This is a genomic window from Ruegeria jejuensis, from assembly GCF_041537905.1.
Lineage (GTDB): Bacteria > Pseudomonadota > Alphaproteobacteria > Rhodobacterales > Rhodobacteraceae > Ruegeria_C.
The window spans coordinates 1-22,867 of record NZ_JBGRUO010000038.1; the positions used below are offsets into that span (position 1 = coordinate 1).

The following is a 22,867-nucleotide window of genomic DNA, read 5'->3' on the forward strand; positions in this document are numbered from 1 at the left end:
GCGCATTTGCGAAGGATCGGGGCTAGGACATTCGACCAGATGTTCGATGCACTCGCCGAAATCTGCAATCTGTTCACATCGCGGGAATGCTGGAATTACTTCTGTGAGGCTGGATATGGATCAGGTTAAAGGCTCGGAACTTTATATGACCGAGCACAACAAAATCAATTGCCCAGTAAAGCATAGAACTGGATCGCAAAATGGCTTTAGGAGCTGAAGCCTGCGATCCAATTCATTAAAATTACTTGAAACACATACATTTTGAGATGTCGGCTTTGTTGCCTCGCTCAACGACCTGCTTGCGCTGCTGCGAATGCCTGCTCTCCGCCCCTCGCATCAAAGCCTGATAATGTCTTCAGCCCAGCGCCATCTCATTCGTCTGTCCTTGTCAGACTTGCCAACGGCCCCGGAAGAAATCCGAGGCCGTATTCTCCTGTCACCAGCCAAAATGACCTATTGAAACGTTTAGGTGATGTCGCATGAAACGCCACAGACAAAAACCGAACTCACGGCGCTACTGACATTTTGAGTGGCCACAATTGCGGCAGGTCATACAGCCTTCGACCATTTGCATGTCATATTGGCCGCAACTCGGACAGGCCGGACCTCGGGGTGCGTCGGTGTTGACTACCTGGGCCTGCGGATCTGATTTCAGGCCCATGCCCTCACCCTCAAGAAAACCGATCGAGACCATGTGCCGCTCAATCACACCACCAATCGCGGCGAGTATCGACGGGATGTACTTGCCCTGCACCCAGGCCCCGCCACGCGGGTCGAACACCGCCTTCAACTCCTCGACCACAAAGGACACATCGCCGCCGCGTCGGAACACCGCCGAGATCATCCGGGTCAGGGCCAGCGTCCAGGCATAGTGCTCCATGTTCTTGGAGTTGATGAATACTTCAAAGGGCCGCCGCCGCCCGCCGATGACAATGTCGTTGATAGTCAGATAGATCGCGTGCTCGCTATCGGGCCATTTCAGCTTGTAGGTGCTGCCCTCCAGCGCCTGCGGGCGGTCCAGCGGTTCCGACATATAGACCACCTCGCCACCATCGACGCTATGCGGGGCGACCGCGTTTTCGCCCGGGGCAGTGTCAGCGTTTTCGCTCACCGTCAATACCGAGCCGGTCACATCATTGGGTCGGTAGGTGGTGCAACCCTTGCAGCCCTGATCCCAGGCCTGCATGTAGACATCCTTGAAATCCTCGAAGCTGATATCTTCCGGGCAGTTGATGGTTTTCGAGATCGAACTGTCGATCCATTTCTGCGCCGCCGCCTGCATCTTGACATGCGCCGAAGGCGCGAGCGTCTGGGCATTCACGAAATGCTCGGGCAGATCGATATCACCGAACTTGTCGCGCCAAAGCTGCACGGCATAATCGACCACCTCTTCCTCGGTGCGAGAGCCATCCTTTTGCAACACTTTGCGCGTGTAAGCATAGGCAAAGACCGGTTCGATCCCCGACGAGACATTACCCGCATAAAGGCTGATCGTGCCGGTGGGCGCGATCGAGGTCAGCAGCGCGTTGCGGATGCCGTGTTCGCGGATCGCATCACGTACCTCCGCGTCCATCGCCATCATCGAACCGCTGGCCAGATATCCCTCTGCATCGAACAAGGGGAAGGCCCCCTTCTCGCGTGCCAAATCCACCGACGCCAGATATGCGGCGCGGGCGATCGCGTGCAGCCAGCGCTCGGTCTGACGCGCCGCCTCGTCCGAGCCATAGCGCAGGCCAAGCATGAGCAAAGCATCGGCCAGCCCCGTCACGCCCAGCCCGATCCGGCGTTTGGCCTGCGCCTCGGCGGCTTGTTCCGGTAGCGGAAATTTCGAGGCGTCGACCACATTGTCCATCATCCGGATTGCCGTCGCCACCAGCTCCTGCAGAGCGGTCTGGTCCAGTTCAGCATCGGTCTCGAACGGGTCGCTCACCAGACGCGCCAGATTGATGGAGCCCAGCAGGCAGGCCCCGTAGGGCGGCAGGGGTTGTTCGCCACAAGGGTTGGTGGCCGCAATGGTCTCGACGTAGTTCAGGTTGTTGGCCGTGTTGATCCGGTCGATGAAGATCACGCCGGGTTCTGCGTAGTCATAGGTCGATTGCATGATCTTGTTCCATAGATCACGCGCCTGTACCGTGTGATAGACCTTGCCGTCGAATTGCAACTCCCACGAGCCATCGGCCTTGACCGCCTCCATGAAGGCGTCGGTGACCAGGACCGAAACATTGAACATGCGCAGCCGTGCCGGGTCGGATTTGGCGGTGATGAAATCCTCGATATCGGGGTGATCGCAGCGCATCGTTGCCATCATTGCGCCGCGCCGAGACCCCGCAGACATGATCGTCCGGCACATGGCGTCCCAAACATCCATGAAGCTGAGCGGACCCGAGGCATCCGCCGCCACGCCGGTGACCGCCGCACCCTTGGGCCGGATGGTTGAGAAATCGTATCCAATGCCGCCGCCCTGCTGCATGGTCAGCGCGGCCTCTTTCAACATATCGAAAATGCCGCCCATGCTGTCAGGGATCGTGCCCATGACGAAGCAATTGAACAGCGTCACCTGCCGCGCAGTCCCGGCACCCGCGGTGATACGGCCGGCAGGAAGGTATTTGAAATCCTCCAGCGCGGCATAGAAACGATCTTCCCACAGTTCGGGGTCTTGTTCGACCTTTGCCAGATCACGGGCGATACGCCGCCAGGTATCCTCGACCGTCTGGTCGATCGGCGTGCCATCCGCCTGTTTGAAGCGGTATTTCATATCCCAAATCTGTTCCGAGATGGGGGCGGCAAAACGGGTCATCACGTGATTCCTAGAACTGAATGGGCTAGCAAACATACCCAAATCCCAAGGATGATGCTACAACAGTTTGAAGTTCTTTCCCAACAGACTACTATATGCGCCACATGTTGGGGGCGACTCTGTGGATAAGTATGTGAATCTCATCAAGCTGTCGGTTGGATCGGAAAGCGTCGAAACGCTGGCCGACTGGCAACAGACGCGCGCCGCACAGGCCGAGGACGGGTTGCCGCGCCATGTCACCCGTATGTGGCCCAAGCGCGAGGCAGAGATCCTCAAGGGCGGCTCGATCTATTGGGTGATCAAGGGGCTGGTGCAATGCCGCCAGCGCATCCTGCGCATGGATGAGGTGATGGGATCGGATGGCATCCGCCGCTGCGCCATCGTGCTGGACCCAGAACTGTACCGCACCCAAAGCGCGCAAAAACGCCCGTTTCAAGGCTGGCGCTATCTCAAACCCGAGGACACCCCGCCCGACCTGCCGAAAACCCGGCAATCCGAAGACGCCCTGCCCGACGATCTGAACCGGGCGCTGGCCGAAATCGGCGTGCTCTGAACCGAGGCTTAGCGCGCCGAGAGCATCTCGATAACCTGATCCAGCGTCTTGCGGTCGTCCCCCTGACAGGTGGCCATTCGGCTGCGCCAGAGCGTTGCCTGCGATCGCAGAACCATTCCATCGGTCAGGATTTTCAGGTGGTTGGCCCGCAAGGTCTCGCCGGTTGATGTGATGTCGGCGATGGCCTCGGCGGTTTCGTTCTTGACCGTGCCTTCGGTGGCGCCCTGGCTATCTACCAGCGTATAGTCGGCCACACCGGCCTCGGTCAGGAAATCCCGCACCAGACGATGATATTTTGTAGCAATCCGCAGGCGGTGGCCATGGGTCGCGCGAAAGGCGGCGGCCGTGGCGTCGAGATCGCCCAGCGTGTCCACATCGACCCAGGCGCGCGGGACGGCCAAGATCAGATCAGCCTGACCGAACCCCATCGGCGCGATCTGCTCGACCTGTTGTTCCCAGAGCGGCAGTTTTTCATGCACCAGATCAGTACCGGTGACCCCCAGATTGATCCGCCCCGCCGCCAGCTCGCGCGGAATCTCGCCCGCCGACAGCAGTACGAGGGACATGTTGCCGATCCCGTCCACACGGCCCGCATATTCCCGATCCGAGCCGGTGCGCGACAGCTCGATGCCGCGTTTGGCGAACCAGGCAAATGTCTTGTCCATCAGGCGGCCCTTGGAGGGGACCCCAAGCTTGAGGCTCATGACAGGCTCTCCTGCAGGTCAAGGATCAGGCCCGGGCGCAGGATGCCGCCCACTGCGGGTATCTCGGCCCCATTTCCCAGATACCGGGTCAGCGCGTCGTAGCGCCCGCCGGTGGCCAAGGGGGGCAGGTCAGGACGCCCCTGCCGGTAAAAGCCGAAGACAAACCCGTCATAATACTCCATCGAGGTGCGCCCATAGGAGGCCTCGAAATCCAGGTGATCCACATCGACGCCGCGCGCGGCCAATGCAGCGATCCGTGCCTCGAGCCGGTCCAGCGCGGGGCCGATCGATGGCAGATCAACCGCCACGTCGCGTAGATGTTCCAACGCAAAAGGCAGCGTCTCGCGGATGATGAGCAGGGTTTCGAGCGCCGACAATTCGGTCTCGGAAATCGGCGGCGCAGCATGATCGGCGCGCAGCGCCTCGATCCTCGCGGCAATCTCGGCCTGCGTGCGCTTGCCGATCAACGGCGCGTCCGTCTCGACCTTACCCGCCAACAGTTCCGCGCGCGCCTCGCTCACCGAACGTTGGCCGCCGAACCGCTCCAGCAGGGCGCGGAACCGGCGCGGTCGCCAGATATGCCGCATCAGCGCCTGCTTGCGCCGTTCATCGGTTTTCAGCCCTTGCACAGCGGCCATAAGAATGCCGATGTCGCCGGTTGAGGCGGTGATGGGCAGATCCCCCAGCGCCTGCGAGATCAGCGTGAACACCTCTGCATCGGCGCTGGCGGGATCGGCGCGGTCGAACACCTCATAGCCCACCTGAATGAATTCGTTGGGCCGGTCCGGGTCATGTTCCTGGCGCCGAAATACTTCGCCCGAATAGGTATAGCGGGCGGGTTCCGCGCCATCGGTCATGTGCATCTGCACCACCGGCACGGTGAAATCCGGGCGCAACATCTGTTCGCCGCGCAACGCATCCGAGGTCACATAGGCGCGGGCGCGGATATCCTCGCCATAAAGGTCGAGCAGCGTCTCAGCTGGTTGCAGGATCGCCGCCTCAACCACCCGCGCACCCGCCGCCTCGAACTGCGCCCGCAGATCTGCTGCCTTGAGCAGCACTGTTTCGCGATCTGCCATCAGGATGCGTCCGCCTGCGCCGCCAGCATCGCCCGCACCTGCGCCACCAATTCGCCGCGCGGCGCTTCGATCTGTGAGGGGCGTTCTTTCCATTCCTCAAGCGTCGCGCTTTCGGCCAGTTTTGCGCCCAGGATCAGGTCCTTGATCTGAACGATGCCATTGGCCTTTTCGTCGCCACCTTCGATGATGGCGATGGGGGCGTTGCGCTTGTCGGCATATTTGAGCTGGTTGCCGAAATTCTTCGGATTGCCCAGATAAACCTCAGCCCGGATGCCTGCATTGCGCAGCTCGGCCACCATCGCCTGATAATCGGCCATGCGGTCGCGATCCATGACGGTCACCACAACCGGTCCATCCGCCTCGGTGGTCAGGCGACCCTTTTCGCGCAATGCGGCAAGCAGCCGGTCGACCCCGATCGAGACGCCGGTTGCGGGCACTTCCTGCCCGGTGAACCGCTTGACCAGATCATCATAGCGCCCGCCACCCGAGACCGAGCCAAACTGCCGCTTGCGGCCTTTTTCGTCGAGGATTTCGAAGGTGAGTTCGGCCTCATAGACCGGTCCCGTATAATAGCCCAATCCACGCACGACTGACGGGTCAATCTCGATCCGGTCCGGTCCGTAGCCACCTGCCGCGAGCAATGCGCCGATCTGTTCCAGTTCTGCGATCCCGTTCGCACCGGTCTGGCTGTTGCCAACTGCCGCGCGCAGGTTTGCAAGCGTCCCGGCAGCATCCGCCGCCTTCGAGGTCAGGAAGGCGATCACCGGTTCGGCCTGATCATCGCTTAGCCCCACACCGTCAATGAACGCGCCCGAGGCATCCAGCCGCCCTTTGGTCAGCAGCTCGCGCACGCCCTGCTCGCCCACCTTGTCGAACTTGTCGATGGTGCGCAGCACGTTGTCGCGGGCACTTGCGTCATCGCCCAACCCCATCGCCTCCAGCACGCCGTTCAGAACCTTCCGGTTATTCACCCGCACAAGATAGTCGCCGCGTGGGATGCCGACGGTTTCCAGCGTATCGCTGAGCATCGCGCAGATCTCGGCATCCGCCGCCATCGAGGCGCTGCCCACAGTATCCGCATCACATTGGTAGAACTGGCGATAACGGCCCGGCCCCGGCTTCTCGTTCCGCCAGACCGGCCCCATCGCATAGCGGCGATAGGGCGTTGGCAGATCGTTGCGATGCTGGGCGTAGACCCGCGCCAGAGGTGCCGTCAGATCATAGCGCAGCGCCATCCAGTCACCGCGATCGTTCTCGTCCACCTCCTGCCAGGCAAAGACGCCCTCATTGGGGCGGTCCACATCGGGCAGGAACTTTCCCAGCGCCTCGACCGTTTCGACCGCGCTCGATTCCAGAGCCTCAAACCCGTAGCGATGATAGACCCCGGCAATGACGCGCAGCATCTCGGTCCGCTGCGTCACCTCGGCTCCGAAATAGTCGCGGAACCCTTTGGGGGTTACGGCCTTGGGGCGGGGCTGTTTCTTGGGCTTTGCCATCGGGGCATCCTTGGGGTGGTGGTTCCGGGCGCGGTCTAGCCCATGCCCCCTGCCGGGGCAAGCCACTGCGCCGCCCCGTTGCACGTCCCTCCGATGTCGCGCTCAGATATCGGCGAAATCCCCCGCACGGCCTTTTCCGGCGGCAAATCGCGCAGCACCCGGCTTGCTTTCCTGCGCGAACACGGCGGAAGAGGCCCATTCCCTGCGCAGCGCCTGTGCAAGCGCTTCGGGCGTGGGGCGGGCCGACAGGTGATCAGCACGCAAACAGCCCTGCGGAAAGCGGATCAGGTCCCGCGACAGACCCATTGCGAATTCCAGCGCAGCGCCTTGCGGGCAGGTATAATTGGCAAAGCCGATCGCCTGCGCCTCATCCGTCTGCACAGGGCGCCCGGTGAGGATCAGATCATTCGCCCGCCCCTGCCCCAGAATCGCCGGCAGCCGCACCGTGCCACCATCCAGCAGCGGCACACCCCAGCGGCGGCAGAACACGCCGGTCACCGCGCCCTGTGCCATCACCCGCATGTCGCACCAGGCCGCAAGTTCCATCCCGCCTGCCACGGCGGGCCCTTCGATGGCGGCAATCACCGGCTTGCTCAGCATCAGGCGCGTCGGGCCCATCGGACCGGGACTGGGTTGCGTGATGGGATCGGTCCAGTCTTGAGGAATATCGAGGCTCCTGATCCAGTCATCCGCCGCCCCCGATCCGGCGGCTTTCAGATCAAACCCGGCACAGAAATATCCCCCCGCCCCGGTCAGGATCGCCACCAACTGGCTGTCATCCGCCTCAAACGCCAGAAACGCCTCATAAAGCGCCTGTGCCGTTTCAGGGTCCACCGCGTTGCGCGCATGGGTGCGGTCGATGGTGAGGGTGGTGATCGCCTCGTGGCGCTGGGTGATGACACTCATGATGATCCTCTCTGCCTGCGTCTTCAGGCCATGTGGCACTGGCAAGTATGGCGATGCCTCTGTATCACAAAGCAAACGCCAAGGAGCCCGCCCATGCAACATCTGGAAGAACAGATCGCCCATCTGACCAAGACCGTCGACGAGATGAGCGCAGTGATGGCGCGCCAGCAGACCGAGATCGACCGTCTGACCCATCGCGTCCAAATGCTGATGGAACGCGAGGCTGGGCGCGAACAGGATGCCGGTGGCGGCGTGGTAATCGGGGACGAACGCCCGCCGCATTACTGACGGCACGGGGGCTTCCCATGAGCCCGGGCCGCACCCTAAAGTCGGGGAGCGTTGTTCCACCCGGAGGCTGAGCCATGCCAAATCTGCTACTGACCGGATTCGAGGCCTTCGGTACCACGCCGATCAATCCCGCCGAGCAGGTCGCCCACCATCTCGATGGTGAGACTATCGGAGGGCTGACAATCGCGTCGCGGGTCATTCCCAACAGTTTTTTCGAATGCATCGAGGTGGTCAAAGCCGCGATCACCGACACCACCCCCGAAGCCGTTGTCATGATGGGGGAATTTGGCGGGCGGGCGATGGTCACGGTGGAACGCCTTGCGCAGAACCTCAATGACGGTGCGCGCTATGGGCTGCGTGACAATGCGGGCAAGCTGCTGCAGGACGTGATGACGGCTACGGACGGCCCGGTGGCCTATCGCGCGACCCTGCCGATCCGCGCCATGGTGCATAACATGCGCGCCGCAGGGATACCTTCGGACATCTCCGATGCCGCCGGGACTTTCTGCTGCAACCACCTGATGTATGGAATCCTGCATCACCTTGCGGTCACCGGTTCGGATATCCGCGCGGGCTGGGTCCACCTGCCACATCTGCCCGAGGTCGCAGCGATGGAGCAGAACCTCGGCGCGCCCAGCATGTCAGTTGAAACTTCGGCAGAGGCATTGCGTGCAGGCATACGGGCGATCGCCGATCACCCGGCGGATATAGATGAGGTTTCCCCCTCACGGCTGCAGATTTAGACGATATCAAGCATAGCTTATTCCGGGCCTCAGCGCTGCGCGTATTGCGGCGTCTGAATCTCTCGCAGCAGCTTCCGCTTCATTGCCTGTTCGTAATCCTCGAACCCATAGGCTATTTCCACAAACGCGCCGGGGCCATGAATGACCGTGTCCAGGTAGTACTCCACAACACCGGGATCTCCGGTGTCTATCACCAGCCCGTTCACCGTAATATCCGCCACCGGGAAATGCCGGTAGGCGCTGTCCGGCGGATACCCGTGATTGTTCGCCCCGTCCCCCGAAACGTCCAGCACATGGCGGGCGCAGGAAGAGGCCCGTTGCAGCATCGTCGCGCCATATCCGATCGCGGCACCCAGCGCGGTTGGGAATTCGTTATGCTTCCGGCTGTGTCCCATCACTTGCGCAACAAAGCGGGACAGGTCGGCGTCGTTTGCGATGATACCCCAGGGCGCGATGACCTCCTGCTGGTTCGCGCCGCTCCATTCATAGGCCATCAGCATCACCGGGCTGCCATTGCTGAAAATTGCGGTTCGCACCTCTTCATCCTGAAGTGCTGCTGCAAGCCCGGCGCGTTGCAGCTCGTATTCGGTATCGTCAACGCTGGTCGAGATATCGAGCGCAAAGGCCAGCGCCAGAGAACAGTCCGCATTCGCCAGATCCTGCGCCCTTGCAGAGAGACCCAGCAGCACAAAAGCACCTGTAAGTATGGCGAATGTGGTCCTCACAAGCTGCTCCTGCAGGGGCGTGTCCAAGACAGGCACCCTAGCACCGCACAACCCAAAAGTCGATTTGCACCCGCCGTCAAGCATCGAGGTGAGCGATGCCGCTATGCCCGGAAAGTCAGCTTACATCTCTTCAACCGACAGGACACCCTCCAGCGACTTGATGGCCCCTTTGATCTGCGGGTTGATGGGAAAGTCCTGCCCCAGATCCATCTCGACATCCCCCGGCAGGCCGGGGTCGAGCAGGCAAAGCTGGATCGGTCCCTTGGCCGCGTTGCGTGCGGCTTCGGCGGCGTCTTCGAGCACTTTGGCAACGGTCGGGACCGCCTCTGCCGCGTCCACGAAAACCCGCAGACCCGTTGCGCCGGCATCCGCGACGGTGGCATCAATCGGCCCGACCGAGCGACCCAGCAGTTTCAACTGATCCGCTTCCATCGTCGCCTCTGCGGTCAGCACCACCTGCGCGCCGGTCTCCAGAAACTCGCGGCTTTTCTCCAGCGTTTCGGAAAACAGCGTGATCTCATAAGCTCCGGTCGTGTCCGATAGCTGCGCAAAGGCGAACCGGTTGCCACGCGCCGATTTGCGTTCCTGCCGACCCGCAACAACCCCCGCCATCTTGGCAATGAACGGACCGCCACGGGCCTTTTCGGTTACCTGATCCAGCGTCAGAACCTGCTTGCGCTTGAGGGCAGGCATGTAGTCGTCCAGCGGATGCCCGGACAGGTAAAACCCGATCGCCTTGAATTCCTCGCTCAGCCGCTCGGCAGGCAGCCAGTCGGGTGTGGGCGACAAACGCGGTTCTGGCAGATCATCACCCGCCTCACCAAAAAGCGACACCTGGTTGGAGTTCTTCTGCTCGTGGATCGCCGCCGAGTAGTTCATCAGCGGTTCCAGACTATCAAAGACACGGCGGCGGTTGGGGTCGAGCTGGTCAAACGCCCCGGCGCGGGCCAGCATCTCAAGCGGGCGCTTGCCGACCTTTTTCAGATCGACCCGGCGGGCGACGTCGAAGAGGTTCACGAATGGCGTCTCGCCACGCCCCTCCACCACCAGCGTCATCGCCTCAATACCGACATTCTTGAGCGCGCCCAGCGCATAGACCAACTGACCATCCGCCACATCGAACGTCGCCTGCGAACGGTTCACGCAGGGAGGCACATAGGGCAGGTCCAACCCCTTGCGCACCTCTTCGAAATACACCGCCAGCTTGTCGGTCAGATGGATATCGCAGTTCATGACACCCGCCATGAACTCCACCGGATGGTTCGCCTTCAGCCAGCCGGTCTGGTAGCTGACCACTGCATAGGCAGCGGCGTGAGATTTGTTGAAGCCATAATTGGCGAATTTTTCCAGCAGGTCGAACACCTCGGAGGCTTTCTTTGCATCCACGCCGTTCTCGCCCGCTCCCTTCTCGAATTTCGGGCGTTCGGCATCCATCGCCTCTTTGATCTTCTTGCCCATCGCCCGGCGCAGCAGGTCAGCGCCACCAAGCGAGTAGCCCGCCATCACCTGCGCGATCTGCATCACCTGTTCCTGATAGACGATGATGCCCTGCGTTTCCTCAAGGATATGGTCAATCAGCGGGTGGACCGAGGTGATCTTGCGCAGCCCGTTCTTGACCTCGCAATAGGTCGGAATGTTCTCCATCGGCCCGGGGCGATAGAGCGCCACCAGCGCCACGATATCTTCGATACAGGTGGGCTTCATGCGCTTGAGCGCGTCCATCATGCCCGAGCTTTCCACCTGGAACACCGCAACCGTCTTGGCGGCGGAATAGAGTTTATAGGTCGCCTCGTCATCCAGCGGGATCGCGTTGATCTCGTTCACCGCGCCTTCGGGCGGATCGTATAGCTGGGTGCCGTCAGAGGTCACATGCAGGTCGCGGCCGGATTTTCGGATCAGATCGACCGCGTTCTGGATCACGGTCAGGGTCTTGAGGCCCAGAAAGTCGAACTTGACCAGCCCCGCCTGTTCCACCCATTTCATGTTGAACTGTGTCGCGGGCATGTCCGAGCGCGGGTCCTGGTAGAGCGGCACCAGCGCATCCAGCGGTCGGTCACCAATCACCACACCCGCCGCGTGGGTCGAGGCGTTTCTGAGCAGCCCCTCGACCTGCTGGCCATAGGTGAGCAGACGGTCGACGACCTCTTCGTTGCGCGCCTCTTCACGCAAGCGAGGCTCGTCCTTCAGCGCCTTCTCGATGCTGACCGGCTTGACACCCTCGACCGGGATCATCTTGGACAGGCGGTCTACCTGCCCGTAGGGCATCTGTAGCACCCGCCCGATGTCGCGGACGGCGGCCTTGGACAGAAGCGCACCAAAGGTGATGATCTGGCCAACTTTGTCGCGGCCATATTTCTCCTGCACGTATTGGATCACCTCTTCACGGCGATCCATGCAGAAGTCGATATCGAAATCGGGCATCGAGACCCGTTCGGGGTTCAAAAAACGCTCGAACAGCAAGCTGTAGCGCAGCGGATCAAGGTCGGTGATGGTCAGCGCATATGCCACCAGCGACCCCGCGCCCGAGCCCCGTCCCGGGCCCACCGGAATGCCCTGATCCTTGCCCCATTTGATGAAGTCGGCAACGATCAGGAAATAACCGGGAAAACCCATACCTTCGATGATGCCCAGCTCGAAATCCAGCCGTTCCTGATATTCCTCGACGCTGACCGCGTGCGGGATCACGGCAAGGCGCTGTTGCAGCCCTTCATTGGCTTGCCTCCGCAATTCCTCGATCTCGTCATCTGCGAATTTCGGCAGGATCGGATCGCGGCGATACGCCATGAAGGCGCAGCGCTTGGCGATCTCAACCGTGTTTTCGATGGCTTCGGGCAGGTCGGCAAACAGAGTCGCCATCTCTTGCGGGGATTTGAAATAATGCTGCGCGGTCAGGCGGCGGCGCTCTTCCTGCTGATCGACATACGACCCCTCGGCGATGCAGATCAGCGCATCATGTGCCTCATACATCCCGGCCTCGGGGAAATAGACATCATTGGTGGCCACCAGCGGGATGTTCTTGGCATAGGCCATCTCGACATGCCCGCGCTCGGTCAGCCGTTCCAACTCGGGCGCGCCACCATCACCGGGATGGCGTTGTAACTCGATATAGAGCCGGTCACCGAACATGCCTGCCAACCGATCGACCAAGGCTTCGGCTGCCGGGCGCTGGCCAGCCCGCAGCAACCGGCCCACCGGGCCGTCTGGACCGCCGGTCAGGCAGATCAAGCCGCCGGAATGGGTCTCCAACTCGTCCGATGTCACCTGAGGCAACTGCCCGCCCTTATCCACATAGAGGCAGGAGTTCAGCTTCATCAGATTCTCATAGCCCGCCTCGGACTGTGCCAGCAGAACCAGCGGCGCGGGCGGTTTCGGTTTCTCGCCGGGCTGGGTCTGCACATAGGCCAGATCGACCTGACAGCCGATGATCGGCTGAATGCCCGCCCCGCTGGCGGTGACGGAAAACTCCAGCGCCGAAAACAGGTTGTTGGTGTCGGTCACCGCCACGGCAGGCATCTGGTACTTTTCGCACAGGCCCGGTAGCTTCTTGAGGCGGATCGCGCCTTCCAACAGAGAGTATTCAGTATGGACGCGGAGATGGATGAATCGGGGATCACTGCTCATGCCGCGACGCTATCCCAGCCGCCGGTCCGTTGAAAGCACTCAGGCCATGGGCACCCCGTACTTGCCGAATAATTGAGCACGATTGTTCGGATATTCTTGAAGCTGCTTCTGGCGCCGTGAAGCGGCGATTAAGCTCAAGCAAATGATTTACATGGCTTTCTTCACGTTTCGGGACCACAATAACAATTGAAATCGCCGCAAAATGTTGCACCGCAGAAGGAGTTTTTCTTGCCAGACGGATCACCCGGTTTCTAACCTCACTCACGCAAACAAGAGCATCTGCCTCTTCACGCACGCATAATACGCCCGCCAGAGTTTCTACGTCGCATCGAGGCCTGGCACACACGGGATCAACGGGGTAAAGCGACAGGCTTCAAATGATGACTATCTCGTTTCTTCTGAACGGAGAGACTGTCGAGGTCGAAGGGACGTCGCCGACGACAACCCTGCTGGACTGGCTGCGCGAAGACCGTGGCCTGACCGGAACCAAAGAGGGCTGCAACGAAGGCGATTGCGGAGCCTGCACGGTGATGGTCACCGATATGGATGGTGCCAAGGCGCTGAACGCCTGCATCCTGTTTTTGCCGCAACTCCATGGCAAAGCAGTACGCACGGTCGAAGGCGTATCCGGGCCGCAAGGCGAGGCGCATCCGGTGCAGCAGGCGATGGTCGACCATCACGGGTCGCAATGCGGTTTCTGTACGCCGGGTTTCGTGATGTCGATGGTGGCCAGCCATAGCAACGGTGCGACGAACCACGACACCCAGCTTGCGGGCAATCTCTGCCGCTGCACCGGCTATGCGCCGATCATCCGCGCGGCGGAGTCGGTCGAGGATCAGCCGGTGCCGGTCTGGGTCAAGGACGTCGCGCCGGGTGGCGCGCCCAACCCGATCCTGCCCCGCTCCTCAGATGAGTTGGCGCGGGCCTATGCCGCACAACCAGAAGCGACCCTGGTGGCCGGGGCCACGGATGTCGGCTTGTGGGTGACCAAGCAGTTGCGCGATCTGGATCCGGTGATCTTTCTGAATGCCTGCGACGATCTGAAAGAGATCACCATCGACGATCACACGATCCGTTTCGGCGCGATGGTTGACATGAACCGGATGGGCGAAGCCCTGGCGCCGCTGCACCCCTCTTACGCCGAGATGATCCGCCGCTATGCCAGCGTACAGGTGCGCCATGCGGCGACCGTTGGGGGCAACATCGCCAATGGCTCACCCATCGGGGACAACCCGCCAGCGCTGATTGCGCTGGGCGCGACCCTGCATCTGCGCCACGGTGAGAGCCGCCGTTCCTTGCCGCTGGATGAGTTTTTTCTAGATTATGGCAAGCAGGACCGAGAACCGGGCGAGTTTGTCGAAGCGGTGAGCTTCTCGCGCCAGCCCGACCACCTGAAATGCTACAAGCTGAGCAAACGCTTCGATCAGGACATCTCGGCCGTCTGCGGGTGTTTCAATATCACGGTCGACGATGGTACTGTCACGGCGGCGCGGATCGCCTTTGGTGGCATGGCTGGCATTCCCAAGCGCGCAACAACAGTCGAAGCGGCGCTGCTGGGTCGGCCCTGGTCTTGTGAGACGATCAACGATGCCAAATCCGGCTTTGATGCCGATTTCACCCCGCTCTCAGACATGCGCGCCTCGGCCGAGTACCGGCTTGAAACCGCTCGCGCCATGCTGGAGCGCTATTTTGCCGAAAGCCAGGGCGCGGCTGGCAACGTGCTGGAGGTGATCGCATGAGCGTCGCCAAACCCCTGCCCCATGACGCCGCACCGCTGCACGTATCCGGCGAGGCGCGCTATATCGACGACATTCCGACACCCAAGGGAACCCTGCATCTGGCCTTTGGCCTCAGCGAGATCGCCAAGGGGCGCATCCGGTCGATGGATCTGGACGCAGTCCGCGCCGCGCCCGGTGTGGTGGCGGTGCTGACCGCCGCGGATTTACCTTATGCCAACGATGTTTCGCCATCCATCCATGACGAACCCCTGCTGGCGGAAGATATGGTCCATTACATCGGTCAGCCCGTCTATGTGGTCGCCGCGACGTCTCATCTGGCGGCGCGCAAGGCCGCGCGGCTGGGCAAGATTGCGTATGAGGAACTCGACGCCATCCTGACCATCGAACAGGCGCTGGAAGCCGACAGCCGGTTCGAGGAAGGCCCCCGCATTTATCGCAAGGGCGATGCCGAGGCAGCGATTGCCTCGGCGCAACACGTTGTCGAGGGCACGTTCGAGTTGGGCGGGCAGGAGCATTTCTACCTTGAAAGTCAGGCCGCCATGACCATGCCGCAAGAGGGCGGCGACATGATGGTCTATTCCTCGACACAGCATCCGACCGAGATTCAACACAAGGTCGCTGATGCGTTGGGCGTTCCGATGCACGGCGTCCGGGTCGAGGCGCGCCGCATGGGCGGCGGCTTTGGCGGCAAGGAAAGCCAGGGCAATGCGCTGGCGGTGGCCTGTGCAGTGGTGTCGCGGGCAACGGGCCGCGCCTGCAAAATGCGCTATGACCGGGATGATGACATGACGATCACCGGCAAGCGGCACGCCTTCCGCATCGCCTACCGCGCCGGGTTCGACGCGGATGGGCATATTCAGGGCGTCTCGTTCCTGCATCATGTGATCTGCGGCTGGGCGCAGGATCTGTCGCTGCCGGTGGCCGACCGCGCCATGCTGCATTCCGACAATGCCTATCTGCTGCCCACCGCGCGGATCGAAAGCCATCGGCTCAAGACCAACACCCAATCCGCTACTGCCTATCGCGGCTTTGGCGGCCCACAGGGCGTGGTCGGGATTGAACGGGTCATGGATCACGCCGCGCATGTGTTGGGGATCGACCCGGTCGAACTGCGCCGCCGCAACTATTACGAACCGGCGCACCTGGTACCGCCAACCCCGCCCAAACCGCCAGAGGCGCTAAAGCCGGTCGATCCGCATGAGGACCTGACCAGCCGGGGTGCCGTGGAACAGATCACCTATCCCCGCCCCGTGCGGTCGATCCCCGAAGGGGGCAACACCACGCCTTACGGGATGGAGATCTCTGATTTCGAGCTGCACGGGATGACCGAGGCGCTGCTGGCCTCCAGCGACTATGCGGCACGCCGGTTGGCGATCGCCGACTGGAACAAGGAAAACCCGATCATCAAGAAAGGGCTGGGGTTTTCTCCGGTCAAGTTCGGCATCTCCTTCACGCTGACCCATCTCAACCAGGCGGGTGCGCTGGTGCATGTCTATCAGGACGGCTCGGTACATCTGAACCATGGCGGGACCGAGATGGGGCAAGGGCTGTTCCAGAAAGTGGCGCAGGTGGCCGCTGCGCGGTTCGCCATCCCGCTTGAGATGATCAAGATCACCGCCACAGACACCGCCAAGGTGCCCAACACGTCGGCCACCGCCGCCTCGTCGGGCAGTGATCTGAACGGTATGGCGGTCAAGGCCGCCTGCGACACGATCCGTGACCGGATGGCGGTATACCTGGCTGAACACCATCAGGCAGATGCCGGATCGGTGCGCTTCGCCGACGGCCATGTGGAAGTGGGAGAGGCCCGCTACAGCTTTGCCGAAGCCGCCGCGCTGACCTATCAGGGGCGGGTCAGCCTGTCGGCCACGGGCTTCTACAAGACCCCCAAGATCGAATGGGACCGGATCAAAGGCCACGGGCGGCCGTTTTTCTACTTCGCCCATGGCGCGGCCCTGACCGAAGTGGCGGTGGACACGCTGACCGGCGAAAACCGCATCCTGCGCGCCGATATCCTGCATGATGCAGGTGCATCACTAAACCCGGCGCTGGATATCGGTCAGGTCGAAGGCGGCTATGTACAGGGCGCGGGTTGGCTCACGACCGAGGAACTGGTCTGGGACGATAAAGGCGCGCTGCGCACCCATGCGCCCTCGACCTACAAGATCCCCGCCTGCTCGGACCGGCCCGATATCTTCAACGTGACACTCTGGGATGGCGAGAACCGCGAGGACACGATCTATCGCTCCAAGGCGGTGGGTGAGCCGCCTTTCATGCTGGGCATCTCTGCTTGGCTAGCGCTCTCGGACGCGGTGGCCGCCTGCGGGCCTGCCTACCCCGCACTGAACGCCCCCGCCACGGCGGAAGAGGTCTGGCGCGGAATCCGGAGGGTGCGCGATGGGATTTGATCTGAACACATTGCGCGCGGCGGTTGCTGCACATGGCCGCGTGGTGCGCGTGGTGATCGCGTCGATCAAGGGCTCCTCCCCGCGCGAAGTGGGCGCGGCGATGCTGGTCTGGGAGGGCGGCCAATCCGGCACGATCGGCGGTGGCACGCTAGAGTTTCAAGCGGCAGAGGCCGCACGCCGGCAAAGCGCGGATCGGGTGCTGAGCCAGCACGCGTTGGGTCCTGATCTGGGCCAATGCTGCGGCGGCGTGGTGCGCTTGCTGAGCGAGGTCTATGACGCCAAGGCACTGGACGCATTGGAGGATGACGTGATCGCCCGCCCTGTCGGTGCGACCGATATGCCTTTGTCGGTGAAACGCCTGTTGGCGACGCGGCGCGGCCAGGGCCTCGCCCCCGAACCCCAGCTGATCGACGGCTGGATGGTCGAGCCGGTTCATAAACCCGCTCGCGCGCTCTGGATCTGGGGCGCGGGCCATGTGGGCCGGGCGCTGGTCGCCGTGCTTGCCCCGTTGCCCGATCTGGCGATCACCTGGGTCGACACGGCAGCGGACCGTTTTCCCGACACCGTGCCCGAAGGGGTAACGGTCGTTCCGGCGGCAAAGCCTGCCGATCTGGTGAGCTATACGCCGCCCCGGGCGGAACATCTGGTTCTGACCTATTCGCATGTGCTCGATCTGGACCTGTGTGACCAGTTGCTGCGCCATGATTTCGCCTTCGCGGGCCTGATCGGTTCGGCCACCAAATGGGCGCGGTTCCGATCCCGGCTAAGGGCGCTCGGCCATGCGCCGGAACGGATCGCGCGCATCACCTGCCCGATCGGAGACCCCTCGCTGGGGAAACATCCTCAAATGATCGCTGTGGGCGTCGCGGCACAAATGCTGCGCCCTCATAAAGCCTTTGAAAACAAAAAGGATCTGAGCGCGTGACCACCCCACTTCTCAGTCTTCAGGGCCTGACCAAGGCCTATCCCGGCGTTGTCGCCAATGACACCGTTTCCTTCGATATCGGCGCAGGTGAGGTACACGCTCTGCTTGGCGAAAACGGCGCCGGAAAATCGACGCTAGTCAAGATGATCTATGGGCTGGTGAAGCCCGATAGCGGCACCATGTTACTGCGCGGTCAGCCCTATGCCCCGCCCGAGCCGCGCGCTGCGCGCGCCGACGGGATCGCGATGGTGTTTCAGCATTTCTCACTGTTCGATGCGCTGGATGTGGCGGAAAACGTCGCCTTGGGCATGGAAAACCCGCCCGCCATGGGTGACCTGGCCTCGCGCATCCGCGACGTGTCCGAGACCTATGGCTTGCCGCTCGACCCCTATCGCCGGGTCGGGGACCTGTCCGCAGGGGAACGCCAGCGGGTCGAAATCATCCGCTGTCTGCTGCAGGACCCCAAGCTGCTGATCATGGATGAACCCACCAGCGTCTTGACCCCGCAGGAAGTCGATATCCTGTTCCAGACGCTGCAGAAACTGCGCTCCGAGGGCACGTCGATCCTCTATATCTCGCACAAGCTGGAGGAAATCCGCACGCTTTGCGATCACGCCACGATCCTGCGGCTGGGCAAGAATGTGGGCGAGTGCATCCCCTCCGAGACCTCGGCGCGCGAAATGGCGGAACTGATGGTGGGCGAGACGCTGCAAACCCCCGAACGCGCCGGGCGAGACTTTGGCGCGGTCGCGCTGGATATCTCGGGCCTGTCGGTGCCTTCGCCTTCGGAATTCGGCACCGCGCTCAAGAACCTGCACCTGACGGTCCGCAAGGGCGAGGTGCTGGGCATAGGCGGGGTTGCGGGCAACGGGCAGGACGAGTTGCTGGGCGTGCTGTCTGGCGAGATCGCGACCGATGCAGAGGCCGTCAAGCTGAGTGGTCAACCCATCGGCAGGGAAGGCCCGACGGCGCGACGGCGTTTGGGTCTGCTGACCGCGCCGGAAGAACGTCTGGGCCACGCTGCCGCCCCCGATATGAGCCTGACGGAAAACGCGCTGCTCACCGGCTCGGTCCGCGAAAAGCTGGAAAGTCGCGGTTTTCTGAAATGGGCCGAGACGCAGGGTTTTGCCGAAAAGATCATCAAGGCCTTCGATGTGCGCACGCCAGGGCCAGAGAATGCTGCGAGGTCGCTGTCAGGCGGCAATTTGCAGAAATTCGTCATTGGCCGCGAGGTGTTGCAGAACCCCGATGTGCTGGTGGTGAACCAGCCGACCTGGGGTGTGGACGCAGCCGCCGCTGCAGCGATCCGGCAGGCCATTCTGAATCTGGCGGCGGGGGGTGCGGCAGTGGTCTGCATCTCTCAGGACCTCGATGAGCTGATGGAAATCTCCGATAGCTTCGCCGCGCTGAACGAAGGCCGGCTGAGCGCGCCGCGCCCGACCACAGAGCTGAGCGTGGACGAGATCGGCCTGATGATGGGCGGCGCGCATGGGATCGAGGTGGCGCATGTTTGAGGCAAGCAAATACAACGAGGGCGCAGGCAAATGATCGTTCTGGAAAAAAGACCCCAGCCCTCGCGGCCCTGGTCGCTGGCCACGCCGCTTGTCGCGGTTCTCGCTACCATGTTCTTTGGCGGGCTGTTGTTTGCAGCCCTTGGCAAGAACCCGGTCGAGGCGATCATGACCATCTTCTGGGAGCCGCTTTTTGGTGAGTTCTCGTTCTATTACCGCCCGCAACTGCTGGTGAAGGGCGCGCCATTGGTGCTGATCGCGATCGGTCTGTCGCTGGGTTTCAAAGCGGGCATCTGGAATATCGGTGCCGAGGGGCAGTATATCATGGGCGCCATCGTCGGCGCGGGCGTCGGGCTGGCCTTTTACCCGCTTGAGGCGTGGTACATCTTTCCCTTGATGGTGATTGGTGGCGCGTTGGGGGGCTGGGCCTGGGCCATGATCCCGGCCTTTCTGAAGGTGCGGTTCGGGACCAATGAGATCCTCGTCTCGCTGATGCTGGTCTATGTGGCCGAACAGATGCTGGCCTCGGTCTCGCTGGGCCTGTTGAAAAACCCCGAAGGCTTCGGCTTTCCCGGCTCGCGCAACTTTCAATCTTATGCCAGCGCCTACAATGCCGACCTGATCGAAGGGTCGGGCATGCATTGGGGCGTCGTGGCCGCCCTGATCGCCGTGATCTTTGCTTACGTGCTGCTGAACCGGCATATGCTGGGCTTTCACATCCGGCTGACGGGCGAGGCCCCGCGTGCGGCGCGGTTTGCCGGTGTGAACCCGGCGCGGCTGATCCTGTTCTGTCTGGGGCTCTCCGGAGCGCTGGCAGGTCTTGCCGGGCTGTTCGAGGTCTCCGGCCCCTCGGGTCAGGTCAGCATTGATTTCAACGTGGGCTATGGCTTTACCGCGATCATCGTGGCCTTTCTTGGCCGTTTGCACCCGGTGGGCATCCTGCTGGCGGGCAGCCTGATGGCGCTGACCTATATTGGCGGCGAAATCGCGCAATCCGAGATGGGCCTGCCCGCCGCGGCAATTCAGGTGTTTCAGGGCATGCTGCTGTTCTTCCTGCTCGCCTTCGACCTTCTGACCAATTACCGCCTGCGACTGGCGCTGAAAGAGGTGGCCTGAGCCATGGACTTATCCGAGATTAATCCCGTCCTGCTGATCGCATCGCTGATGGTGGCCGCAACCCCGCTGTTGCTCGCCGCAATAGGGGAACTGGTGGTCGAGAAGGCTGGCGTTCTGAACCTTGGCGTCGAAGGGATGATGATCATCGGCGCGATCTGCGGGTTTTCGATCACGGTCGAGACCGGATCGACCTTTGTCGGCTTCCTTGCCGCAGCGGTTGGCGGAGCGGTTCTATCGCTCTTGTTTGTGCTCCTGACACAGGTGGCACTGGCCAATCAGGTCGCCTCGGGCCTCGCGCTGACACTCTTCGGTCTGGGGTTGAGTGCATTGATGGGGCAGAGCTATGTGGGGGTCAAACCGCCCGACACACCGGAGCTGAACATTCCGGGGCTGAGCGATCTGCCGGTGGTGGGCCCGATCCTGTTCAGTCATGATCTGGTGCTCTATTTCGGCATCGCGCTGATCGCGGCGGTCTGGGCCGTGCTGAAATATACAAGAGTGGGCCTGATCCTGCGCGCGGTGGGGGAAAACCACGACGCGGCCCACGCACTTGGCTACAAGGTGATCCGCATCCGCGTCCTTGCGATCATGTTCGGTGGCGCCTGCGCCGGTCTGGGCGGGGCCTATATCAGCCTCGTGCGGGTGCCGCAGTGGACCGAGGGCATGACGGCTGGCATCGGCTGGATCGCCCTGGCATTGGTGGTCTTTGCCAGCTGGAAACCGTGGCGCGTTCTGCTGGGTGCCTATTTGTTTGGCGGCATCACCGTGTTGCAGCTTAACCTGCAGGCAGCAGGCGTTGCCATTCCGGTGGAGTATTTGGCAATGTCGCCCTACATCATCACGATCCTTGTGCTTGTGATCCTTTCGGCTGACAAAAGCAGCGCACCTGCCTCACTCGGCAGGATTTTCCACGCCTCGCACTAGAGGCCAACTTAAAAACCAACTGGGGAGAACCTGATGAAATTCACCACTCTACTTGCAACCGCAGCCATGGCGCTGGGGATGGCGACCGCGGGCATCGCGCAGGACAAAACCAAGGTCGGCTTTGTCTATGTCGGGCCTGTGGGCGATGGCGGCTGGACCTACGAACATGACAAGGGTCGCCAGGCCGTCGAAGCCGAATTCGGCGATCAGGTCGAAACCGTCTTTGTCGAATCCGTACCCGAAGGGCCGGACAGCGAACGGGTGATGACCCAGATGGCGCTGGACGGCGCAGATCTGATCTTTACCACCTCTTTCGGCTACATGGACCCGACCATCAACGTGGCAAAGAAATTCCCGAAGGTGAAGTTCGAACACGCCACCGGCTACAAGACCGCACCCAACGTCTCGGTCTATTCCGCACGCTTCTATGAAGGCCGCGCGGTGCAGGGCCATATCGCGGGCAAGATGACCAAATCGAACATTGTGGGCTATATCGGCTCCTACCCGATCCCCGAAGTGATCCGGGGCATCAACTCGGCCTATATCCACGCCAAGAAGGTGAACCCGGATGTCGAGTTCAAAATCGTCTGGGCCTATACTTGGTTCGATCCGGCGAAAGAGGCCGATGCCGCCACTGTTCTGATCGAACAGGGTGCCGACGTGATCCTGCAGCACACCGACTCGACCGCGCCGCAGGCGGCCGCACAGGATGCGGGTAACGTGATCACCTTTGGCCAGGCCTCGGACATGAGCGAATACGCCCCGATGCCGCGCGTCAGCTCGATCATCGACAATTGGGCGCCCTACTATATCGCCCGCACCAAGGCGGTGATGGACGGCACCTGGGAAACTGTGAACACCTGGGACGGGATCGCGCAGGGCATGGTTGAGATCGGCGAGATTTCCGACGCGGTTCCGGCGGATGTGAAGGAAGAGGCGCTGGCGATGAAAGCCGCGATGGCCGATGGCAGCTATCATCCCTTCACCGGGCCGCTGAAAAAGCAGGATGGCAGCGACTGGCTGGCGGAGGGCGAAACCGCTGATGACGGCACGCTGGCGGGCATGAACTTCTATGTCGAGGGGCTGGAAGGCGAGATTCCGCAGTAAGAGCGCGTACAAGGCGTTTGGGGGTTGCCGAAGGGGCCGCCCCCAGGGGCCCAAAATACCGCCACGAAAAAGGCCGCTCCTTTTTTGGAGCGGCCTTCTTTGTTCTTTGGTGCGGTTCTCGGCAGATTGTTCTGTGAACAATCGCCTGTCACCGCTGTAACAACGCGTGAGCGTTGTTACTCAATGATCTTGGACACAACGCCGGCGCCGACGGTGCGGCCGCCT

18 protein-coding genes are annotated in these 22,867 nt (G+C 61.9%); 10 read left to right on the forward strand and 8 right to left on the reverse strand.

All coding sequences use genetic code 11. From position 1 onward, the window contains the following. Window positions 1–514 precede the first annotated feature (514 nt). A complete protein-coding gene (locus AB1E34_RS24940) occupies window positions 515–2,797 on the reverse strand; it encodes an adenosylcobalamin-dependent ribonucleoside-diphosphate reductase (protein ID WP_372574999.1) in 2,283 nt (760 codons plus the stop codon). Between the two features lie 121 nt (window positions 2,798–2,918). Here AB1E34_RS24940 and AB1E34_RS24945 point away from each other — a divergent pair, with 121 nt between their 5' ends. After that, window positions 2,919–3,350 carry a DUF1489 family protein gene (locus AB1E34_RS24945; protein ID WP_372575000.1) on the forward strand — a complete coding sequence of 144 codons (432 nt, stop codon included), beginning with the start codon at window positions 2,919–2,921 and terminating at the stop codon, window positions 3,348–3,350. A gap of 8 nt (window positions 3,351–3,358) precedes the next feature. On the opposite strand, the gene hisG is transcribed toward AB1E34_RS24945, so the two are convergent. The 4 genes from hisG to AB1E34_RS24965 all read right to left on the reverse strand — a co-directional run bounded on the left by hisG (window position 3,359) and on the right by AB1E34_RS24965 (window position 7,535). After that, window positions 3,359–4,054, reverse strand: coding sequence for an ATP phosphoribosyltransferase (gene hisG / locus AB1E34_RS24950; RefSeq protein WP_372575001.1), 696 nt, complete (start codon window positions 4,052–4,054; stop codon window positions 3,359–3,361). After that, window positions 4,051–5,133, reverse strand: a complete 1,083-nt coding sequence (locus AB1E34_RS24955) for an ATP phosphoribosyltransferase regulatory subunit (protein WP_372575002.1) — start codon at window positions 5,131–5,133, stop codon at window positions 4,051–4,053. Before AB1E34_RS24955 ends, hisG begins: the two co-directional genes overlap by 4 nt. Then, window positions 5,133–6,629 carry a histidine--tRNA ligase gene (gene hisS / locus AB1E34_RS24960; RefSeq protein ID WP_372575003.1) on the reverse strand — a complete coding sequence of 499 codons (1,497 nt, stop codon included), beginning with the start codon at window positions 6,627–6,629 and terminating at the stop codon, window positions 5,133–5,135. Before hisS ends, AB1E34_RS24955 begins: the two co-directional genes overlap by 1 nt. A 102-nt stretch (window positions 6,630–6,731) precedes the next feature. Further along, on the reverse strand, window positions 6,732–7,535 hold the full coding sequence (locus AB1E34_RS24965) for a crotonase/enoyl-CoA hydratase family protein (protein ID WP_372575004.1): 804 nt from the start codon (window positions 7,533–7,535) through the stop codon (window positions 6,732–6,734). 93 nt (window positions 7,536–7,628) lie between these two features. Between AB1E34_RS24965 and AB1E34_RS24970 the strand changes: the two genes are divergently transcribed. Both AB1E34_RS24970 and pcp read left to right on the forward strand, forming a co-directional pair. Continuing rightward, the gene (locus AB1E34_RS24970) at window positions 7,629–7,823 is read left to right on the forward strand and encodes a SlyX family protein (protein WP_372575005.1); all 195 of its coding nucleotides are present in this window, start codon (window positions 7,629–7,631) and stop codon (window positions 7,821–7,823) included. A gap of 74 nt (window positions 7,824–7,897) precedes the next feature. Continuing rightward, complete coding sequence (gene pcp, locus AB1E34_RS24975; RefSeq protein ID WP_372575006.1) at window positions 7,898–8,566, forward strand: pyroglutamyl-peptidase I; 669 nt, start codon at window positions 7,898–7,900, stop codon at window positions 8,564–8,566. A 29-nt stretch (window positions 8,567–8,595) separates the two neighbouring features. Here the strand turns inward: pcp and AB1E34_RS24980 are convergent, their stop codons facing one another. The 3 genes from AB1E34_RS24980 to AB1E34_RS24990 form a co-directional block, all read right to left on the reverse strand. Continuing rightward, entirely contained in the window at window positions 8,596–9,291 is a 696-nt protein-coding gene (locus AB1E34_RS24980; RefSeq protein ID WP_372575007.1) for a DUF1194 domain-containing protein, read from the reverse strand. A 120-nt stretch (window positions 9,292–9,411) separates the two neighbouring features. Next, window positions 9,412–12,912 (reverse strand): DNA polymerase III subunit alpha, encoded by a 3,501-nt coding sequence (gene dnaE, locus AB1E34_RS24985; protein WP_372575008.1) that lies wholly within the window; start codon window positions 12,910–12,912, stop codon window positions 9,412–9,414. Beyond that, a complete protein-coding gene (locus tag AB1E34_RS24990; protein ID WP_372575009.1) occupies window positions 12,902–13,207 on the reverse strand; it encodes a hypothetical protein in 306 nt (101 codons plus the stop codon). The genes dnaE and AB1E34_RS24990 overlap by 11 nt, the downstream gene beginning before the upstream one ends. 85 nt (window positions 13,208–13,292) lie before the next feature. On the opposite strand from AB1E34_RS24990, the gene AB1E34_RS24995 reads away from it, so the two are divergent. From AB1E34_RS24995 to AB1E34_RS25025, 7 genes are read left to right on the forward strand one after another with little or no spacing between them, the layout of a single operon-like run. After that, window positions 13,293–14,651, forward strand: a complete 1,359-nt coding sequence (locus tag AB1E34_RS24995) for a xanthine dehydrogenase small subunit (RefSeq protein ID WP_372575010.1) — start codon at window positions 13,293–13,295, stop codon at window positions 14,649–14,651. Beyond that, window positions 14,648–17,059 carry a xanthine dehydrogenase molybdopterin binding subunit gene (xdhB, locus tag AB1E34_RS25000; protein WP_372575011.1) on the forward strand — a complete coding sequence of 804 codons (2,412 nt, stop codon included), beginning with the start codon at window positions 14,648–14,650 and terminating at the stop codon, window positions 17,057–17,059. Before AB1E34_RS24995 ends, xdhB begins: the two co-directional genes overlap by 4 nt. Continuing rightward, entirely contained in the window at window positions 17,049–17,984 is a 936-nt protein-coding gene (gene xdhC / locus AB1E34_RS25005; protein WP_372575012.1) for a xanthine dehydrogenase accessory protein XdhC, read from the forward strand. Before xdhB ends, xdhC begins: the two co-directional genes overlap by 11 nt. After that, complete coding sequence (locus AB1E34_RS25010; RefSeq protein ID WP_372575013.1) at window positions 17,981–19,498, forward strand: ABC transporter ATP-binding protein; 1,518 nt, start codon at window positions 17,981–17,983, stop codon at window positions 19,496–19,498. Before xdhC ends, AB1E34_RS25010 begins: the two co-directional genes overlap by 4 nt. Window positions 19,499–19,528: 30 nt before the next feature. Beyond that, window positions 19,529–20,611, forward strand: a complete 1,083-nt coding sequence (locus AB1E34_RS25015) for an ABC transporter permease (protein WP_372575014.1) — start codon at window positions 19,529–19,531, stop codon at window positions 20,609–20,611. A 3-nt stretch (window positions 20,612–20,614) separates the two neighbouring features. Further along, window positions 20,615–21,535, forward strand: coding sequence for an ABC transporter permease (locus AB1E34_RS25020; RefSeq protein ID WP_372575015.1), 921 nt, complete (start codon window positions 20,615–20,617; stop codon window positions 21,533–21,535). Window positions 21,536–21,568: 33 nt separating this feature from the next. Further along, window positions 21,569–22,642 (forward strand): BMP family ABC transporter substrate-binding protein, encoded by a 1,074-nt coding sequence (locus tag AB1E34_RS25025; protein ID WP_372575016.1) that lies wholly within the window; start codon window positions 21,569–21,571, stop codon window positions 22,640–22,642. The last annotated feature ends 225 nt before the right edge of the window (window positions 22,643–22,867 follow it).

Coding starts and splice junctions, on each gene's coding strand:
- AB1E34_RS24940 (WP_372574999.1), bottom strand. CDS start 2,797: ATGACCCGTTTTGCCGCCCCCATCTCGGAACAGATTTGGGATATGAAA.
- AB1E34_RS25020 (WP_372575015.1), top strand. CDS start 20,615: ATGGACTTATCCGAGATTAATCCCGTCCTGCTGATCGCATCGCTGATG.
- AB1E34_RS24995 (WP_372575010.1), top strand. CDS start 13,293: ATGACTATCTCGTTTCTTCTGAACGGAGAGACTGTCGAGGTCGAAGGG.
- hisG (WP_372575001.1), bottom strand. CDS start 4,054: ATGAGCCTCAAGCTTGGGGTCCCCTCCAAGGGCCGCCTGATGGACAAG.
- AB1E34_RS24970 (WP_372575005.1), top strand. CDS start 7,629: ATGCAACATCTGGAAGAACAGATCGCCCATCTGACCAAGACCGTCGAC.
- xdhC (WP_372575012.1), top strand. CDS start 17,049: ATGGGATTTGATCTGAACACATTGCGCGCGGCGGTTGCTGCACATGGC.
- xdhB (WP_372575011.1), top strand. CDS start 14,648: ATGAGCGTCGCCAAACCCCTGCCCCATGACGCCGCACCGCTGCACGTA.
- pcp (WP_372575006.1), top strand. CDS start 7,898: ATGCCAAATCTGCTACTGACCGGATTCGAGGCCTTCGGTACCACGCCG.
- dnaE (WP_372575008.1), bottom strand. CDS start 12,912: ATGAGCAGTGATCCCCGATTCATCCATCTCCGCGTCCATACTGAATAC.
- hisS (WP_372575003.1), bottom strand. CDS start 6,629: ATGGCAAAGCCCAAGAAACAGCCCCGCCCCAAGGCCGTAACCCCCAAA.
- AB1E34_RS25025 (WP_372575016.1), top strand. CDS start 21,569: ATGAAATTCACCACTCTACTTGCAACCGCAGCCATGGCGCTGGGGATG.
- AB1E34_RS24965 (WP_372575004.1), bottom strand. CDS start 7,535: ATGAGTGTCATCACCCAGCGCCACGAGGCGATCACCACCCTCACCATC.
- AB1E34_RS24955 (WP_372575002.1), bottom strand. CDS start 5,133: ATGGCAGATCGCGAAACAGTGCTGCTCAAGGCAGCAGATCTGCGGGCG.
- AB1E34_RS25015 (WP_372575014.1), top strand. CDS start 19,529: ATGATCGTTCTGGAAAAAAGACCCCAGCCCTCGCGGCCCTGGTCGCTG.